The sequence below is a fragment of the Spirosoma horti genome, assembly GCF_054776595.1.
The window spans coordinates 388,199-402,884 of sequence record NZ_BAAHBQ010000008.1 but is presented as its reverse complement, the minus strand read 5'-3'; the positions used below and the strand labels follow the sequence as shown (position 1 = coordinate 402,884).

Sequence of the window (14,686 nt, the reverse complement as noted above, 5' to 3'; positions counted from 1 at the left end):
TTACACATAAACGGGCAGGCCGCCTGTTTTCCTATGCAACAGCCCCTCATCACCAATGACGCCATTATTCTGGGTATTTTCCTGGTCTTGTTGACGCTCATTTTTCAAACGTCCCAATCCGATCATCCCTTCTGGAAACGGGCGTACACGTACGTGCCATCGCTGCTGCTTTGCTATATTTTTCCAGCCACAATGAACAGTCTGGGGATTATTTCGGGAGAGCAATCAAGTCTGTATAAAGTATCGACCACTTATTTACTACCGGCGGCTTTGGTCCTGCTCACCTCAACGGCCGACTTACGGGCTATTCTCCGGCTTGGTCCAAAAGCCCTCATTACCTTTATGTCGGGCACGGTTGGGATTATTATTGGAGCGCCCATTGCGTTTTTTTTCGTTATGTGGCTCATTCCGGGTTTCCGTGAGCAGGCTATTGCCCAGGCGTACTGGAAAGGATTGGTAACTATTTCGGGCAGTTGGATTGGCGGCAGCAGCAGCCAGTTGGCGCTCAAGGAAATATACGGCTGCAACGAAGCGCTGTTTGCGATCATTCTGGTTGTCGATGCGGTTGTGTCAACGACCTGGACCGCCTGCCTGATTTACGGAGCCGCTTACCGGGAAAAAATTGACGGGTGGCTCAACGCTGACACAAGCGCGATCGAAGAAGTAAAGCAACGCATTCTGGCCTACAAAGTTGAGCCTGACCGGCCAGCCAACCTGCTGGACCTTAGTACTATTCTGGCGCTTGGTTTTGGGGGCGCAGCCCTGGCTCACGCGCTGGCTTACTGGATCTCAACGACCCTTCAGCCCTATAAAGCAGCCCTAGCCGCGTATGGTCTGGACCCGTTCACAGCCAACTTTCTATGGGTCGTTATCCTGTCTACCTCGCTCGGCATCGGGCTATCGTTTACGCGTCTACGCAAACTCGAAAAGCTGGGCACAACAGATCTGGCCACGCTGTTCGTCTACTTTCTGATCATGACCATCGGCATGCGCCTTGACTTATCCAATCTGGGTGGCAATATGGGGTTATTTCTGGTCGCTGTGATCTGGATGTTGATTCATATAACCGTTATGCTGGTTACAGCCCGGATTATCCGGGCTCCTTACTTCTTTGTGGCGGTTGGGAGCCAGGCAAATATTGGCGGAGTGTCAACAGCGCCGGCGGTTGCCTCGATCTTTCATCCGGCGCTGGCCCCCGTTGGCGTTTTGCTGGCCGTCTTGAGTCATGTGCTGGGCACATACGGCGGCCTGCTCACAGCCTGGCTTATGCAATTAGTCGATTAAAAATGAGCCATCACTAACAGGAAGTCCCTATTTTGGAATGCCGATCATGTACAGGTCAAACCCGCCTTTACCACCCGGGCGGTTCGAGGAAAAGATCATTAGTTGATTCATAAAATCCATCGGACTTGACAAAATAGGCCGGTACTCATCGTAGGCTGTATTAACGGCTGGGCCAAAGTTCACGGGAGCCGACCAACCCTCAACGCCCCATTTACTGTAATATAAATCGTAGCCTCCCAGCCCACCCGGCCTGTTTGAGGTAAAGACCAGCCTATCGTTCAGGATAAATGGGCATTTATCATCGGCCACCGATGATAAGCCATCCACGCGTTCAATTGGGCAATTCGCTAAATCGGGTAGTTGTGTATGTAACTGTGCTGGTTGTATACCAGGTAATAAAGCCCGGTAAATATCGAAGGAGCCCGCCCGATTAGATGTAAAATAGATTGACGTATTGTTCTTACTGAAAGCAGGATAAGCATCATCGGCCGGCGAATTCAGAAATGAGAGCGGCACTGGCGTTGTGAATAATTTAGTAGAAATTCCCGTGGCATTTCCGCTTGACGTATTCGTCGAATTGGCCTGGTAATTCGTGGTCAGGTAAATATCCAGATTACCCGTTCGATCAGAAACAAACAGCATCAAGTATTCGCCATAGTGCGAAGGAGCCTCATTTTTCGTGAGATCCCGATCGTAAGAAAGCACATAAGGTCCTAACTCATTTGCGTCCGAGTTGGCTTTATCGGCAGCCCAGCCGATTGGGGCCTGCTCCTGTAAAATGTCCCATCCGCCATAGGGCTTATTATCAAAGGAAAACTGACCTGTCTTTTTATTAAAACTATAATTGAGCGACTCTTTCACGAAGTTAAAATCGGTTCGTCCGCCCCGTTTTGATGAAAATAACAACGGCATTACCGTGCCAAATGCTGGTGCCGTTGAATTATAGTCATCATCGATCGAATTAATCGCGCCAAGATTGGTCACTGTTTCAGGAAATACGCCCTGGCTGTATTCACCTAAATGAATTGGTCCGCAGCTTCCCATCAATACAAGCAAGAAACCTACAGGCAGTATATAATTTGTTCGCATACGGTAAGTTTAGTTTGTACTAATGACCCAAATTTACTCGAACTGGTTGCAGTGAACAGGGAACGGCAACCCTAACGTCAAACAGGGTGACAACAAATAATACCGTATGTTTGAAATAGTTACCTATCAATTTAAAACCTGTTAACTTTAGGTTACTATTCTCAGAAGTTTCAGTAATTTATTAACCGTACCCACTCTTTAATTATAATTCTTCACGCTTATGGAATCACCCAGTCGCGTTCCAATATCAGGTAGAGCCAGTAATATGCCCCCCAGAACGGCTACTGTGAGAACTGCACCAGCCGTAGCCTCACGTCCGGCACCGAGTGCAGCCCAGCGAATGGCCGCTTCATCGTCGGATGGGTATTGGGCCGCGAAGAAACTATATCGCCGAAAGGAATCACACCACCATGTGAAAGAAATAAGGTATTGGAAGGGAGGAGGCAGTCGACGTCAGGGCTGGTATGGTGTGGGTATAACGGGTAGTTGGGACGATGACTCCGCTCCATTCGTAAGCAATGAGCCATTAAACGAAAGCGAAGCTGGAGTTGAGTTACTATCGAGGGTAGAAATGTCCTCTTCTGGCAGCCGACTTGTTACAGAAGTGGACACAGAGACACAATGGGATGAGATACACACGAGAGCGCGCTCGGCACACTCTCGTGGAAATATTAGCATGCCCTCAGAGATGCGAATGGATTTTTGCAACAAACTGGTCGCCTGGTGCGAAAAAGTTGACGAACTTATTGAGCTCTACGACACCAATGAGAAAGATGTAACCAAGTGGCGAAACAGACTGGCGGCTTTGAGTGCGGCTCAAATAGCGCTGGGGCTGGTAGGTGGTGGGTTAATTATCGCTGGCATCATAGCCACTGGTGGACTGGCGGCCATTCCAATGGCTGCGGGTGCCATCGCGATTGCCGCATCGTCGGCAGCAGCAGGTGTAGCGGTGGGTGCAGCCCGGTCAGTAGCGGAGGTAGGCTTAGAAAACGCACAACGAGGAGGGGAACAACATGGTAAAGCAGTTGTAGGCGGAACAGAGTTATTAAAGGGAGCTGGTGGCGTAGGTGCTAAAGAAGGCTTAACCAGAGGGCTCGTGGCTGCAACACAGGCAGGAGCAGCATCAGCCGTTGGCGCTGCGGCAGGTGGCGGAGGAGTCGCAATTTCCCTGGTAAAAGGGGGGATGGGTGCGCACAAAGCGTATAAAGTCGATGTAGGCGCTATGCGAAACGAAATTCACTGGAATAAGGCGCTGGCGAACTTAGCTTCTGCCGAAAAATTTCTGGCCAAGAATTCGACAGGGCTTGATCCCCTATTGTTAGTCATGATAGAGCAAAAAATAAAAGATACCCAGGCGAAGATTTCTAAAATAGCCCAGGAAAGATGGAGTGAAGAATCCAGACGTATGGTCAGAGAAAGAGGCTTAGCCCCTTCTGAAGCCGCATTAAAAGTCGCAGCAGCGGAAAAGGCACAAATAAGAAAAGATGTCGGAAAAAAAATAGATATATATAGTTCGCCCCTTCTTTAGGTTGGTGAACTAAATTCTACCAAGCGACTATATACAAAAAAGGCCGGGAAATAGTATCCCGGCCTTTTTGCATATGAAACAAAATAGATTCTCTACCCTCCTACTCCATTACCATTTCGGTATGGGCGGGTGCTTCGATTTTCTTACCAATAAACAGTAACAGCAACGGTACGCAAATCAGGAAGAAGCCGCCAATAACTAGGAACGCATCGGCATAGGTCATCACTAATGCCTGTTTCATAACCGCACCCTGCATAACACCATACGCTTTGCTTGTGGCCGCCATCAGGGCATCGCCCTTGGACAGGAACAAGCCGGTGTACTGCTTGATACGGTCGACCGATAGCGGATTGTATGTCGAGACATTATCGCCCAGACGCGAGGCATGAAACATGGTGCGCGTCGAGATATAGGTCGTCATGATGGCCGTTCCGAACGTACCGCCCAACTGCCGGATCATACCCGTCAGGGCCGACCCTTGCGGGATTTCGATGTTCTTCAGGTCGGCCAGGGTAACGGTCGTCAGCGGGATAAAAATCAAGCCCATACCGATCCCCCGAATAATCAGCGGCCAGAAGAAATAATCCGGGCCAGCCGCCAGACTAATGGCCGACAGATCGAAACAGAAGCCGAAGAACAGCAGGAAGCCAATGCCCGCGTACCAAACCGGCGAAATGTAGTTTTTGCTCATCAACCCGCCCACAACCGGCATCATCATCCCCGTGGCAATGGAGCCCGGCATGAGTAACAATCCCGTTTGGCTGGCGGTGAAGCCAAGGATAGTCTGACAGAACACCGGAATAATGAAGACCGACGCGAACAGACCAAAACCCAGAATAAAGTTGAACAGGGTTCCCACCGCAAACCGGCGCTGACGCAACAAACGAAGATCCAGAATGGGAAGCTTGACGGCCAGTTGCCGCCAGATAAAGCCGATCAACCCGACGCCCGCAGCAATAGACATACCAACAATGAAACGAGAATCGAACCAGTCTTTTTCTTCGCCTTTTTCCAGAATGATCTGCAAACCACCGATACCCATAACGAGTAGAATCAGCGCCAACCAGTCCATCTTACCCGCCAGCATTTTCTCCGCCGGTTCCTTAATATAAGTGTACGTCAGAAACGTAGCCAGAATACCGAATGGAATGTTGATATAAAAGACCCAGTTCCACGACAGGTTGTCGGTAATGAATCCACCCAGCGTAGGGCCGATGGATGGACCAATGATCACGCCTAGTCCAAAAATGGCGTTGGCGATACCCAGATCCTCCTTCGGAAAAGTCTGGATCAGAATGGACTGAGCGGTCGTTAACAAGCCTCCTCCGCCGATACCCTGCACGACTCTGAAGAACACGAGCTCCCATACGTTGGTGGATGTACCACAGAAGATCGACGCGATGGTAAACAGAATGATTGACGCAGCAAAGTAATTCCGGCGACCCAGTTTGGCCGTTAGCCATCCCGACATTGTAATCATGACCGCACTCGCGGCTGCGTACCCTGTGACCACCCAGCTGATATCGCCCAGCGATGCGCCGAGGTTACCCATCATCTGGTTCAACGTGACGTTGACAATGGATGAGTCGATGGTTTGCAGCAGAGCGGCCGTGGTGACCGTTATGACAACGATCCATTTATCAAAACCTAACTTCTTCATTAGTTGACGGTTTGTGGTTAACGGTTTGTGGTTTACAGCAGCCCACTGTGTGACGGACCCACCGTAGACCACAAACCATATACCGGTATTACTTCTGCAAATCCACCGCAACTGTCGCACTCATACCGGGGCGAAGTTTGGCGTATAGCGGGCTATTTTTATCGAGTTCAATTCGAACCGGAATCCGTTGCACTACTTTTACGTAGTTACCCGTTGCGTTGTCGGGAGGCAGGAGCGTGAATTTAGCCCCCGTTGCCCCGGCAAACGACCCAACATGGCCGACCAGTTTTTCGCCTTCAAACGCATCCACATCAATGTCGACCGTTTGGCCTTGCTGCATTTGCTTCAGCTGAGTTTCTTTAAAGTTGGCGGTTACCCACAGGCTCGAATTGCCCACGATGGAGCACAACGCCTGTCCGGCCTGCACCAGTTGACCGACCTGCACGGACCGCTTCGAAACAACACCTGCGATCGGAGCTTTTACAACCGTATAGGACAATTGAAGTTTGGCCAAATCCAGATCTGACTGACGTTGTTTGATGGCGGCCTGGGCTACCGAAATCTGACCTTCCGTTGCCCGACGCTGCGAATTGGTGACCCCCGTTTGCGTACCGGCAGCCGCTACCTGGGCCTGGGCCGTTTGCAACTGGGCCTGAGCAGCCTGCACTTGCGCCTGAGCGGCATCGCGTTCGGCCTGTACGGCATCGAACTGCTGCTGAGGAACCGTTTTTTCAGCTAGTAATCGGCTGTAGCGCTCAAAATCCTGATTGGCTTTACGGGCGCGAGCCTGTGCCGCCGTTACATTGGCCTGTGCGGTAGCCACTTGATTTCGGGCCGTCAGCACGCTTGCCTGCGAACTTTGGATAGTGGCCGAGGCTACGTTGACCTGCGAGCGCGAAACGCCAGCAGAAGCCATCGCACTTTGTAAAGCCGCTTCGGCCTGGGCTACCCGAATTTTGTAATCGGCATCGTCCAGCACGATCAGGGTGTCCCCTTCTTTAACAAACTGGTTGTCTTTGAACCGAATGGCTTTCACATACCCACCCGCTTTTGGAATAACCGGGTTTACATCGCCGTCAATCTGTGCATCGTCGGTTGTTTCGTGACGTTGCAGGTAGCGAAACTCGCTATACCCGAAAAAGAGAGCAATGACCAGGACAATGACGCCCCCTACGCGGAATAAAGTTTTCTTGTTCATGATTATTATTTCGTTCGTCAGAACGTGAGATTAATTAAAGATTGTGGCCCGTGGCTTTGAGCAGACGTTGATACGCCAGTTGGGCATCCACGGTCGCATTGATCACATTAAGTTGCGCCTGAAGCAGGAAGCTGTCTGCTTCCAGCAGATCTGTAGAGCCTACCAGTCCATTACGGAAGCGGGATTCGGTCAGGCGGTAATTTTCCTGAGCCTGCCCAACCGCCGTGCGAATCACATTTTGCTGTTCCAGTGCCAGTTGGTAATTGTTATACGCCGTGACAACCTCCGACCGGATCTGATCGGTTTGTTGCTGGCCTTGCAGGGCCGCCTGATCGATGGCCGTTTTGGCTGTATTCAGTTTGCCTTTCATATTGTAAAGCGAACCGATGTTATAGCTCAACCCGGCACCTACATTCCAGGCACTGATGAACGAACTTCCTTCGGGAATGAGCCGCGCCGTTGGGTTGATGTAGTTATACCCCGCCGACACGCCCAGGTGCGGATACAGGCTGCTCTTGGTGTTGCGCAGCATAGCCTCCGCCGATTGTACCCGTAAGGCATTCGCCTGCACTTCCGGGCGGCTCTGTAAGGCCTGCCCCAGGAAATTGCTCAGCGGTTCGGCCGTAACGATCGGATTGGCCAGCGTTGTATCGACAGTTATAACCTGATCGTCGGGTAAACCAATGAGCAGATTGAAATTATAAAGTGCCGTTTGCCGGGCTTTCTCGACTTGCAGACGGCTGAGTTGCAGGTTGTTCCGTTGCAACTGAATTTTCAAAACTTCATTGGCCGTAACGACCCCTTCTTTCTGCAAATTCTGCGCTTCCCGCTCCCGCTCGTCGAATTGCCGGATATTCTGGTCGATCACGCTGGTTGACCGGATCAGCTTAACGATGTTGTAGTAAGCGTCAGCAACGGTATAGACCAGTTCGGACCGGTTGCGCTGGGCATCCAGATGGCTGGCCTTCGCCAGCAGATTGGCCGACAGTTCGGCTGACTTCTCGGCAAAACCACCAAACACTTCCTTGGTGATCGTAGCCCCCCCGATGGTGGCATTGAACGCCCCCGCCGGAATAGACGCCAGCGCCTTGCCATCACTCCCCTGCCCGAATGCAAAAGGCCCGGTCAGGCTATAGCGTGAATAGGCCAGGGATGCATTTGCCTGTGGCAAACTACGATCTTTTGCTTCCTGAGCGCGGGCTTCAGCCGCCAGCGTCCGCGAATCGGCCAGTTTAATGCTCTTGTTGTTTTGTAAGGCCCGTTGAATAGCCTGATCCAGCGGCATAACAGATGGTGTTGGCTGGGCGGTTGTCCAGCCCAGGCTCAGCAGCCACAAGCCAGCCCCGATTACGTACTTTTTCATTTTACCGATTTCTAATTTTTTCAAGCAGTGTGTTCATTGTGCGTACTTCCTCGTCGGTCAGATGACTCACGATCGACTCAAAATTCTTAAAATCAGCAGCTACCGTTTCTACAAATTGGTAGGATTCTTCGGTCAGCCGCAGATTGACCCGTCGCCGATTTTGTGGATCGACCTCACGAACAATCAGATTTTTCGCTACCAGTCGATCGGTAAGCCGAGTCATATCTGAGTTGATATCCGTCATTTTTTCCTTCAACTCGCCCGCTGTCAAACTGTTAGGGTATACCTCGGAAAGACGGCGTAAGGTGATATACTGTTGAACCGACAAATCGAACGGGGCTAGCTTTTGTCCAAAGTGGTTGAATATATAGCCATCCGTTTGGTGGATATTTTTAATGAGCCGGTGGTATTCATTAATCAATTGCTTTTCCATGTCTAATAGGCCGTGTCAAAGGTATAACCAATATTTGTTTAAACAAATTTCGTTTAAACAATGAATTACATACACAACTATTAGGATCCTAAGCCAGTCAAGCCTTTAAGCTTTATTTAATACAATAAATTCTGCTTATTGAAATAGTACAATGTGCATTCATATCTTATTGGCGTATTTAAGTTGATTTTCAGGCTGACTCAGGCTATAATTTTTAATTAGATTTTAACCTATCAGAGCCGTATCAAGTGGCTATACGCAGGAAACGCTCTAACGAGTCCCGTTAGAGCGTTTCCTGCGTACCAAACAGCTAGAAGCTGTTTGTAGCAACTTAATTACAGAAGTCGTAATCCTAGTCTTATGTCTTACTGATTTTCCCCATAAACGGGTCACTAATCCCTGCTTTCCCCGTTTCCACCCGGCCAGTGTATCGCTGTTCAAAGGCGTCGAAGCCAGCAACTTTCACGCTGAAATCATACCAGTTCTGACTATTTTTCAGGTTAAGGACCACGGCCTGCTGTGCACCGACTGCGCCCGCTTTGTCAAGGGTTATGGGCTGCATTTTCGTCTGGTAGGCATTATCCAGTAGTTGAATCAAGTAAAGCCGCGCCGGATCGGTATTTTTTAACCTGACCACCACATTACCCGTATACTTCTTTCTGGCATCCCGTTCATAGTCGCATAGTACCTGAATCAACGGGTTAGACGGGCTGCTGCTAAACGCACGGTAAAAGCCATTGGGCCCTTGTACATTAAGTTGGAACGGCTGATCGATCGGCCAGGAATCCCGCAATTCGTCACCGGCCGAAACGGTGTAAGACCGAATCTTTACTTCATCCTGCTGGCGATGATGGACCTGAAAAGGAGCACCGAGCGATTGCTTGCCGAACGCATCCGTTTTAGCCGAAAAGTTTAACACAAACTGTTTATCGACTACTCGGCCGTCTACGTACAGTTCATACGGCAACGCACAGGATGGCCGAACGCCCTCCTCCTGACGCGGCAGATACGGTGAAGCCATCGGATTGGTGGTATACTGCTGAATATCCTGTTCAGAAAGGCGCTTGTAGTTGGATGGAATGGCCTTGAACTGGGCTTTGTGGATTCCTTCAATGAAGGCTTCTTTTTCCAGTGATTTCGGCAATTTGATCGTCTCACCGTTGTAGGGGCGGAATACCGACGTGAGATCACCACAGACCGTCCGTCGCCAAGCGCCAATATTGGACTCGCGAATCTGTTTACCGGTTTTATGGCTCAGGAATTTTTCCAGAAACTGGAGCGTCGACGTATGGTCGAATACTTCCGAGTTTACATAGCCGCCCCGGCTCCAGGGCGATACCACCACCAGCGGCACGCGAAACCCTAACCCGATTGGACCGGTCCGCCCCGGATTTTTTCGCTTGCTTTCCTGCTCCTTGGTAACAAATTCAGCGCGGGTATCCAGACTTTTGCTTACCAGGCCCGTTTCAGGCCGATCTGGGTGTGCGGGCAAAAAAGGAGGTACATGGTCGAAATAGCCGTCGTTTTCATCGTAGGCCAGAATGAAAATTGTCTTCTTCCAGACGTCGGGGTTCTGGGTCAGAATATCCAGCATCTCCGAAATATACCAGGCGCCATACCAGGGGGCCGAAGGGTGATCGGAGAAGTTTTCAGGCGCGACAACCCAGGACACGGTCGGTAGTTTTTTATTCGTTACGTCCTCCCGAAATTGATGCAGCACGTCACCCTTCGGAACCGTTAGCTGCCGCTTGGTCGCCCCATCGTCGTAGGTCAGCGTGGCTAACTCGTGGTAATGGGCATCGCGGGCGTTGGTTGTAAATGCTTTTTGATGGAGATTCTTTTCCCGCTGTGGTAATTGATTGAATTTTTCGGGCGTACGAGCCACCAGATCAGACTGAACTATTTTCTGCCACTGCTGCTGATGAGCCAGTTCGCGTTGAACGATCGGGTATTCTTTGTCGCTCTCGCTAAGGCTTTTCAATTTGGTTTCCAGACTCTGTATTCGTTCGGGAATAGCTTTCTCTTCCTGCTGAATGTGGCGGTAATAAGCCGGGTGATACCGAACCTGGTACTGCGAAAACCATTCGATGGGATTATCAGTGAAGTTGCTTAACCAGCCATCGGCCTCACCCACCAGACCCGTTGGCAAACTAATTTCATTCTGATAGATTTTCCAGGAAACGCCATTTTCTTCCAGCCGCTCCGGAAACGTTGTCCAGCCAACCTCCGAACCATAGTCCACGTTCTCGTTCCGAACATTGGCGATGGCCTTCGAGTCACGCGGATCGCGGAGGGTGCCCGTCCAGAAAAACAGGCGATTGGGCGTCGTTCCCGTTAGTGATGAGCAGAAGTTCTGGTCGCAAACCGTGAAGGCATCGGCCAGGGCATAATAAAACGGCAAGTCTTCGCGGTTATAATAACCCAGCGTAAGCGGCATGTTGGCATATTCTTTATTGCCCGATTTTTTGGCGTCCAGCCATTTGTCGTGTTTACCGCCATTGAGGGCATCGACCTGATTCTCCCAGGAGTGGGGCAACGAACTCATCCAGGTCGCTTTCGTATCGTGCATGTTCAGGCGAAAGGGAGCATAGGTTTCGCCTGCTGCGTTGGTCTGAAGCCAGACTTTGTGTTTGTTCGGCAGGTCGATCGCTCTGGGGTCATTGAACCCACGTACGCCCTGCAACGTCCCATATGTATGGTCGAAGGAGCGATTCTCCTGCATCAGAATGACGACGTGTTCGGCATCGAGGTAGCTCGTTCCTGGCTGAGGATCAATGGCAAAGGCCTTTTGAATCGACTCGGGTAAAATACCCGAGAGGCTTGTTGACAACAACGCAGCTTTTTTAATAAAGTCTCTTCTGGAATCCATAGGCGTACTGATTGACCCTACAAAGGCCGTTGGGATGGGTCACCAAAAATAGGGCAGATCGAATCAAAAAACCTTTCTCTCAAATTATTAAATCATTTTGTTTCACTTGACGCTTTACACACTGTCAGTTCATGGTTTACAGTTTGTGTTATTTGGTTTACGGTTTGTCGTTTGTGGTTTTTCTCAGGCACCCGTAAACCACAAACCGTAAACCCCAAACCACAAACCGTAAACCCCAAAACCCATGTGGATTCTTTTTGCCATACTGGCTGCTCTATCGGCGGCCGTTGTCGTTACGCTGTCAAAAGCGGGTATCAAGCATATCGATTCGAGTCTGGCCTTTGCCATTCAGTCCGTTCTAATCCTGATTGTATCCTGGAGCGTGGTGATTGTGCAGGGAAATTTACCGGATGTCTCGCGTATTGAGCGTCGGGTCTGGATTTATCTGATCATCGCCGGAGTCGTTACCTGCCTTTCGTCATTGTTTTCGTTCCGGGCACTAAAGCTGGGGAATGCCTCTCAGGTTTCGCCCATTACGAATGCCTCCCTCCTCTTCTCTGTTATTCTGGCGGCCGTTTTTCTGAAGGAAAAAGTAAGCTGGCAGGTGATTATGGGTGCTCTGCTAATGGTTGCCGGAGCCGTGATTATTGCCGTGACGAAAGAGTAAACGGCCTGGTTTGTATGACGTTTGGGAGACGAATTCGTCTATAAATAGAGTATCTTTGTTTATTATCTCCTGTGCGCTTTATGACCGTTTCCGTAAACGAAAAACTTGACCTTGCCAACAATTTTGTTCTGCACACCAACCAAAATATATTTCTGACCGGCAAAGCCGGAACCGGGAAAACGACCTTTCTCCAGCAGATCAAACAATTGAGTGCCAAGCGTCTTGCGGTTGTGGCGCCAACGGGTGTAGCCGCGATAAACGCCGGGGGCGTCACGATTCACTCACTCTTTCAACTCCCCTTCGGACCGTTGGTGCCGGGTGCCACGCAGCGGGAAGGCAAGAAATTCAACAAGGAGAAAATTAACTTATTACGTACGCTGGATCTGTTGGTGATCGACGAAATCAGTATGGTCAGGAGCGATGTGCTGGACGGCATCGATGAAGTGCTCCGGCGATACCGGACCAGTTCAGCCCCTTTCGGTGGCGTACAACTGCTACTGATCGGAGACATGCAGCAGTTGCCGCCCGTTATTAAAGACGAAGACTGGGCCCTGCTGCGACCGTATTACGATACGGGCTATTTTTTTGGCAGCAAAGCCTTACGGCAAACCTCCTACGTTCCCATCGAACTGACCCATATCTACCGACAGTCCGACGAACGCTTCATCAGCCTTCTCAACAGCATTCGTGAGAAAACCGTAACCCGGGCTCAACTCGACAATCTGAACCAGCGTTACATTCCCGACTTTTCCCCGAAAGATGACGAAGGATATATTACCCTATCGACCCATAACTCGGCCGCTCAACAGATTAATAGCCATAAGTTACAGGCGCTGAAAGGGAAACCCCGCACCTTTACCGCGACCGTGGAAGGTGATTTTCCAGCGCACACCTATCCAACCGATGCCAGCCTTGAGCTAAAAATAGGCGCTCAGGTAATGTTCATCAAAAATGACATTAGCCGGGATAAACTCTATTACAATGGCAAAATCGGCCGAATTACCGACATGGACGACTCGGCGATCTATGTAAAAAGCCATCAGGATGGGGCGGAAATCGTCGTGTATCCCGTCGACTGGACGAATATAAAATATACGCTGGACCCGGTTACCAAAGAAATCAAGAGTGAGCCTATTGGCACCTTCAGGCAGTTTCCACTCAAGCTTGCCTGGGCCATTACCGTTCACAAAAGCCAGGGACTTACGTTCGAAAAAGCCATTCTCGATGTCTCGTCGGCCTTTGCCCACGGGCAGGTGTATGTGGCCCTTAGCCGCTGCAAAACCCTGGATGGGCTGGTACTGCGCTCACCGATTCCGGCGCATAGCATCAAAACAGAGCTGGAGCTTGAAGACTTTCACGAGCATGTTCAACAGCAAACGCCCAATGAACAGCACCTGCATCAGGCAAAACTCACCAACCAGCAGCATCTGCTTCGGGAGCTGTTCTCGTTCGAACGTACCACGTCCCTGCTCTACAGGTGTCGACGCGTCGTGAATGAGCACGCCAGCAGTTTAGATACCGAGAGCTCCCCCATTCTGACGCAGTTGACGGATCTGGTGCGCGAAAGAGCCAGCGATGTGTCGGGCCGTTTTCAGCACCAATTGCCGAGTTACTTTGCCAGCGAAAACCTGCCCGAACAGAATCAGGCTCTTCAGGAGCGGGTCAGCAAGGCGGGCTCGTATTTCCAATCGCTGCTGGGTACCGAATTACTCCCACTCCTACAACGCTTCCCCACCGATTGCGACAACAAGAAAGTACGTGATCTGCTGCTGGAAGTGCTGGATGACTTAGAGAAGGAGTTGTTCAGCAAGCTACGGAGCTTTGAGAGTTGTCGGGAAGGCTTTAACGCCTTGAACTACCTGCAGGCGCGGAATCGGGCCGAACTGGATTTTCAACCGGAACGCAAGAAATATGAGCCCCAGGTTGCCGAAAAGACAGATTCGGATGGTCCATCACGGGGCGGTCTGTATGGCGCCCTGATGAAATGGCGGAATGACATGGCGGGTGAACACAATACATCCGGCTTTATGGTGTTGCCCCAAAAGACCATCGTTGAGCTGGCTCGTCAACGCCCAACGAACCAGGCTGAGCTACTGGCCATTAAAGGATTTGGCAAAACCAAAGTGAAACAGATTGGCGAAGATATCCTGCGTATTATTCGGGAAACGCCCGTTGGTCGTGCCTCTAGTACCAGTACAACTACGCCGAAGGGCAAAGCGCCGAAACCACCCAAAGAGCCGAAAGAAATGTCGCCCGCCATTACTTACGCGTTCTTCCAGTCCGGGAAAGGCGTCGAGGAGATTGCCGCCGAACGCGGGCTAGCCGTTTCGACCATCGAAAGCCATTTATTGCCGTATGTTAAAACCGGCGAACTGGCCATTGACGCGCTGCTGCCTCCCAAAAAAGTGGCCAGCATTCGGTCCTATCTGGAACAGTACCCTTCCGAACCACTGAGCACCATCCGGCAGGGCTTGGGCAACGACGTATCCTTCAGCGACATTCGGTTTGTACAATATGCCATGCGGGCCGAGCTGGGTGAATCCGGGTTATAAAAGACAAAGCAAAAAACCGGTGAACCCGTATAAAGATGTAAGG

At 50.6% G+C, this 14,686-nt stretch carries 10 protein-coding genes; 4 read left to right on the top strand and 6 right to left on the bottom strand.

The window, feature by feature from the left end; all coding sequences use genetic code 11:
* Window positions 1–33: 33 nt before the first annotated feature.
* Window positions 34–1,284 (top strand): DUF819 family protein, encoded by a 1,251-nt coding sequence (locus ACYVAM_RS25385; RefSeq protein ID WP_461072330.1) that lies wholly within the window; start codon window positions 34–36, stop codon window positions 1,282–1,284.
* A gap of 27 nt (window positions 1,285–1,311) precedes the next feature.
* Here ACYVAM_RS25385 and ACYVAM_RS25380 read toward each other — a convergent pair whose 3' ends face one another.
* Window positions 1,312–2,373, bottom strand: a complete 1,062-nt coding sequence (locus ACYVAM_RS25380; protein WP_461072328.1) for a TolB family protein — start codon at window positions 2,371–2,373, stop codon at window positions 1,312–1,314.
* A 286-nt stretch (window positions 2,374–2,659) separates the two neighbouring features.
* Here ACYVAM_RS25380 and ACYVAM_RS25375 point away from each other — a divergent pair, with 286 nt between their 5' ends.
* Entirely contained in the window at window positions 2,660–3,901 is a 1,242-nt protein-coding gene (locus ACYVAM_RS25375; protein ID WP_461072326.1) for a hypothetical protein, read from the top strand.
* 100 nt (window positions 3,902–4,001) lie between these two features.
* Here ACYVAM_RS25375 and ACYVAM_RS25370 read toward each other — a convergent pair whose 3' ends face one another.
* From ACYVAM_RS25370 to ACYVAM_RS25350, 5 genes are all read right to left on the bottom strand, one after another.
* On the bottom strand, window positions 4,002–5,561 hold the full coding sequence (locus tag ACYVAM_RS25370) for a DHA2 family efflux MFS transporter permease subunit (protein WP_461072324.1): 1,560 nt from the start codon (window positions 5,559–5,561) through the stop codon (window positions 4,002–4,004).
* A gap of 88 nt (window positions 5,562–5,649) precedes the next feature.
* Window positions 5,650–6,759 (bottom strand): HlyD family secretion protein, encoded by a 1,110-nt coding sequence (locus ACYVAM_RS25365; protein WP_461072322.1) that lies wholly within the window; start codon window positions 6,757–6,759, stop codon window positions 5,650–5,652.
* Between the two features lie 34 nt (window positions 6,760–6,793).
* Window positions 6,794–8,122, bottom strand: coding sequence for a TolC family protein (locus ACYVAM_RS25360; RefSeq protein WP_461072320.1), 1,329 nt, complete (start codon window positions 8,120–8,122; stop codon window positions 6,794–6,796).
* Between the two features lies 1 nt (window position 8,123).
* A complete protein-coding gene (locus ACYVAM_RS25355) occupies window positions 8,124–8,555 on the bottom strand; it encodes a MarR family winged helix-turn-helix transcriptional regulator (RefSeq protein ID WP_461072318.1) in 432 nt (143 codons plus the stop codon).
* Between the two features lie 358 nt (window positions 8,556–8,913).
* A complete protein-coding gene (locus ACYVAM_RS25350; RefSeq protein ID WP_461072316.1) occupies window positions 8,914–11,424 on the bottom strand; it encodes a phosphocholine-specific phospholipase C in 2,511 nt (836 codons plus the stop codon).
* Between the two features lie 244 nt (window positions 11,425–11,668).
* Between ACYVAM_RS25350 and ACYVAM_RS25345 the strand changes: the two genes are divergently transcribed.
* A complete protein-coding gene (locus ACYVAM_RS25345; RefSeq protein WP_461072314.1) occupies window positions 11,669–12,091 on the top strand; it encodes an EamA family transporter in 423 nt (140 codons plus the stop codon).
* Between the two features lie 80 nt (window positions 12,092–12,171).
* Window positions 12,172–14,643, top strand: a complete 2,472-nt coding sequence (locus ACYVAM_RS25340; protein WP_461072312.1) for a helix-turn-helix domain-containing protein — start codon at window positions 12,172–12,174, stop codon at window positions 14,641–14,643.
* Window positions 14,644–14,686: the final 43 nt, after the last annotated feature.

Bases quoted from the DNA above. Each gene is read 5' to 3' on its own strand.
- ACYVAM_RS25385 (WP_461072330.1), top strand. From the start codon at position 34: ATGCAACAGCCCCTCATCACCAATGACGCCATTATTCTGGGTATTTTC.
- ACYVAM_RS25365 (WP_461072322.1), bottom strand. From the start codon at position 6,759: ATGAACAAGAAAACTTTATTCCGCGTAGGGGGCGTCATTGTCCTGGTC.
- ACYVAM_RS25360 (WP_461072320.1), bottom strand. From the start codon at position 8,122: ATGAAAAAGTACGTAATCGGGGCTGGCTTGTGGCTGCTGAGCCTGGGC.
- ACYVAM_RS25355 (WP_461072318.1), bottom strand. From the start codon at position 8,555: ATGGAAAAGCAATTGATTAATGAATACCACCGGCTCATTAAAAATATC.
- ACYVAM_RS25380 (WP_461072328.1), bottom strand. From the start codon at position 2,373: ATGCGAACAAATTATATACTGCCTGTAGGTTTCTTGCTTGTATTGATG.
- ACYVAM_RS25350 (WP_461072316.1), bottom strand. From the start codon at position 11,424: ATGGATTCCAGAAGAGACTTTATTAAAAAAGCTGCGTTGTTGTCAACA.
- ACYVAM_RS25340 (WP_461072312.1), top strand. From the start codon at position 12,172: ATGACCGTTTCCGTAAACGAAAAACTTGACCTTGCCAACAATTTTGTT.
- ACYVAM_RS25345 (WP_461072314.1), top strand. From the start codon at position 11,669: ATGTGGATTCTTTTTGCCATACTGGCTGCTCTATCGGCGGCCGTTGTC.
- ACYVAM_RS25370 (WP_461072324.1), bottom strand. From the start codon at position 5,561: ATGAAGAAGTTAGGTTTTGATAAATGGATCGTTGTCATAACGGTCACC.